This is a genomic window from Pseudomonas sp. K5002, assembly GCF_013386655.1.
In the GTDB taxonomy this organism is placed as follows: Bacteria; Pseudomonadota; Gammaproteobacteria; order Pseudomonadales; family Pseudomonadaceae; genus Aquipseudomonas.
Window position 1 is genome coordinate 1 of the sequence record NZ_JACARK010001106.1, and the last position, 3,591, is coordinate 3,591.

The 3,591-nt window shown below is 62.0% G+C and carries 3 protein-coding genes and 1 pseudogene; 2 read left to right on the plus strand and 2 right to left on the minus strand.

The annotated features are described in order from the left end of the window. Together HX846_RS33715 and HX846_RS33720 are read left to right on the plus strand one after the other, a co-directional pair. Window positions 1–1,026, plus strand: a 1,026-nt coding sequence (locus HX846_RS33715; RefSeq protein WP_178967099.1) for a TRAP transporter large permease, incomplete at its 5' end; no start/stop codon positions are given. A 195-nt stretch (window positions 1,027–1,221) separates the two neighbouring features. Then, a complete protein-coding gene (locus HX846_RS33720; RefSeq protein WP_177036792.1) occupies window positions 1,222–2,082 on the plus strand; it encodes an aldose 1-epimerase in 861 nt (286 codons plus the stop codon). A gap of 123 nt (window positions 2,083–2,205) precedes the next feature. On the opposite strand, the gene HX846_RS33725 is transcribed toward HX846_RS33720, so the two are convergent. Together HX846_RS33725 and HX846_RS33730 are read right to left on the minus strand one after the other, a co-directional pair. Continuing rightward, window positions 2,206–3,351 (minus strand): HlyD family secretion protein, encoded by a 1,146-nt coding sequence (locus tag HX846_RS33725; RefSeq protein WP_003207807.1) that lies wholly within the window; start codon window positions 3,349–3,351, stop codon window positions 2,206–2,208. Next, window positions 3,348–3,591, minus strand: a pseudogene (locus HX846_RS33730) (MFS transporter); the annotation flags it as partial. The gene HX846_RS33725 and the pseudogene HX846_RS33730, both read right to left, overlap by 4 nt.

Sequence of the window (3,591 nt, forward strand, 5' to 3'; positions counted from 1 at the left end):
GGCTTTGTGCGCGGCGGCCTGTCCCTGGTGAACATCATGGCCTCGACGTTTTTTGGCGCGATCTCCGGCTCGTCGGTGGCCGATACGGCGTCTGTCGGTTCGGTGCTGATTCCGGAAATGGAACGCCAGGGCTATCCCCGTGAATTCGCCACCGCCGTCACCGTGAGCGGCTCGGTACAAGCCTTGCTGACGCCTCCCAGCCACAACTCGGTGCTCTACTCCCTGGCGGCGGGCGGCACCGTGTCCATCGCCTCGCTGTTCATGGCCGGCGTGGTCCCGGGCCTGCTGATGAGCGCCTGCCTGATGGTGCTGTGCCTGATCTTCGCGAAAAAGCGCAACTACCCCAAAGGCGAAGTGATCCCCCTGAAACAGGCACTGAAAATCTGCGCCGATGCACTGTGGGGCCTGATGGCCATGGTGATCATTCTTGGCGGGATTCTGTCGGGCATCTTCACCGCCACCGAGTCGGCGGCGATTGCGGTGTTGTGGGCGTTCTTCGTGACCATGTTCATCTACCGCGACTACAAATGGAGCGAGCTGCCCAAGCTGATGCACCGCACGGTGCGCACGATCTCCATCGTGATGATCCTGATCGCGTTCGCTGCCAGCTTCGGCTACATCATGACCCTGATGCAGATCCCGGCGAAGATCACCACGATGTTCCTGACCCTGTCGGACAACCGCTACGTGATCCTGATGTGCATCAACGCCATGCTGCTGTTGCTGGGCACGGTGATGGACATGGCGCCGCTGATTTTGATCCTCACGCCGATTTTGCTGCCGGTGATCCTGGGGATTGGCGTCGACCCGGTGCACTTCGGCATGATCATGCTGGTGAACCTGGGGATCGGCCTGATCACCCCGCCGGTGGGTGCGGTGTTGTTTGTGGGGGCGGCGGTGGGCAAAGTCAGCATCGAGAAGACCGTGAAGGCGTTGCTGCCGTTTTATGGCGTGCTGTTTTTGGTGCTGATGGCCGTGACCTACATTCCGGCGTTGTCGTTGTGGTTGCCCGGGCTGGTGTTATAAGCCCCACACTGCGTGTAGCGAGGGAGCTATTGTGGAGAGGGAGCTGCTGTGGCGAGGGAGCTTTCTGTGGCGAGGGAGCTTGCTCCCGCTGGAGTGCGAAGCGCTCCCGCTTTTTTTGGGGCCGCTCCGCAGCCCATAGGGAGCAAGCTCCCTCGCCACACAAGCATTCATCATTCAATAGGTCTGCTGACACTCATGATGCTTGAACTCGAAGACAACCTGACCCACCTGACGCTGGCGCCAGCGTTGGGCGGGAGTATCGTCAACTGGACAGTACGCAGCAGCGGCCAGCCGTTGCTACGCCACACCGATCGACAGGCGCTGGCCAGCGGCCTGCCGGGGAAGCTTGCGTGCTTCCCGCTGGCGCCCTGGTCGAACCGGGTTGCCGAAGGTGGCTTTGATAACCCATCAGGGTGGTTGGGACTTGAGCCCAACAGCCCGCTGGACCCGCTGCCAATTCATGGCAGTGCCTGGCAACAGGTGTGGCAGGTGGTCAGCCAGACGTCAGACGAAGTGGTGTTGCAACTGGACAGCAGCACACCCTTTGCGTATCGCGCCGAGCAGCGGGTTCAGTTGAAGGGCGGCAAGTTGAGCATCACCTTGCGCGTCACGCACCTGGCGGAAACGGCGACGTGGCATGGGCTGGGATTGCATCCGTATCTGCCCCGCAGGCCGGGCACGCAATTGCAGGCAAAGGCTTCGCAGGTATGGATGAGTGATGCGGCGAAATTACCGACAGGGCTGGCTGCCGTACCCGCCGAGTGGGATTTTCAACACCCAGAATCGTTGCCCGAGACACTGGTGGACAACGGTTTTTGCCCGTGGGATGGGCGCTGCGTCATCCAGCAGCCAGACCTGGGTTACACCCTGGAATGCCAGGCCACCGGCAGCGACTATTACCTGCTGTATTGCCCGCCGGGGCTGGATTTTTTCTGCTTCGAGCCGGTGAGCCATCCAGTGAATGCCCATCACCTGCCGGGCAGGCCGGGGTTGAAGCTGTTGGAACAAGGCCAGTCGGCAGAACTCAGTTTCAGCCTGCAATACAAAACCCTCTAACAACACAAAACCCATGTGGGAGCGGGCTTGCTCGCGAATGCGGTGGATCAGTCAACACATCTGCGACTGACACTCCGCATTCGCGAGCAAGCCCGCTCCCACATTTTTGATCTCCATTGTGTCTTAGGGAGGGGTGTTTTTCAGGCGCCCCGCCGTGTCGATACTCACCACCACCGATAACCCCGGTCGCAGCCGTTCACTCTGCTCCTGCCCCGGATCCACGGTAATCCGCACCGGCACCCGCTGGGCGATCTTGACGAAGTTACCGGTAGCATTGTCCGCCTGCAACAGGCTGAACTCCGACCCGGTCGCCGGGGAAATGCGCTGCACCGTGCCGTGAAACTTGCGGTGGTCCAGGGCATCCACGGTAAAGGTCACCGGCTGGCCAACCTGCACGTTGTCCATCTGGGTTTCTTTCATGTTGGCGATCACCCACAGCTGGTTCGGCACCAGCGCCATCAACTGCGCGCCGCTGTTGACGTAGGCCCCGAGGCGCACGCCAATCTGGCCCAGTTGCCCGTCACGCGGGGCGATGATCCGGGTGTTCGACAGGTCGATACGCGCCAGCTCCACTGCCGCATCGGCACTGGCCACCGCCGCCTCCAGCGAACCGCGATTGACGATCACTGTCTGCAAATCCTGCCGGGCGATTTCCAGGTTGGCCTGGGCCTGGGCCACGGCCGCAATGGTTTGCGCATTGGCGGCGCGGGTCACGTCCAGCTCGCGTTTGGACACCGACCCATCGCTGATCAACTCCTCATTGCGGCGCAAATCCGCGGTGCTTTTGCGGGCCTGGGCCTGGCTGTCCATCAAGGCCGCCTGACGCAGCTTGATGGTCGCCTCGGCGCTGTTGCGTTGCTGCACCACATTGGCCAGGGACGCCTGCTGCACCGCCAGTTGCGCCTGGGCCTGATCAAGGCGCTGCTTGTAGATACGGTCATCGAGGCGCACCAGCAAATCCCCGGCCTTGACGTACTGGAAGTCCGTCACCGGCACTTCATACACGTAGCCGCTGAGCTGCGGCCCGATGATCGTCACCTGGCCGCGCACCAGGGCGTTTTCGGTGGTTTCCACGGCGCTGCTGAAGGGCGGCAACTGCCAGGCGTAGAGCACGATCAGCACGCCGATAATCGCAATCGCGGCAAAGCCCATGGAAGAGATGATGCGCACCCGCAAGGAGCGCGGTTCGGTGGCCGGCATGCTCGGCGGCGCGGTGCCTTCCGGCGTGGAAGCGATGGCGTTGGTGGTGGTCGTCGTCGGTTCGGTCATGAAGAAAGTGCGCCGCTGGGTTGAACGGGAGGCGCTGCACTGGCGGCAGCTTTAGTGGTACTCATCAGCCAGAGGCTGCGGATAAAGATCCAGATCATGGTGAGTATGGCGATGATCGCGATCAGCATGAACACATCGTTGTAGGCCATCACATTCGCCTCGCGGGTGGCGGCCGTGGCCAGGCTGCGAATGCCCATGAGGTTGCGCAGCTCGGGGTCGGCGATCACCCCGCCATAGGCC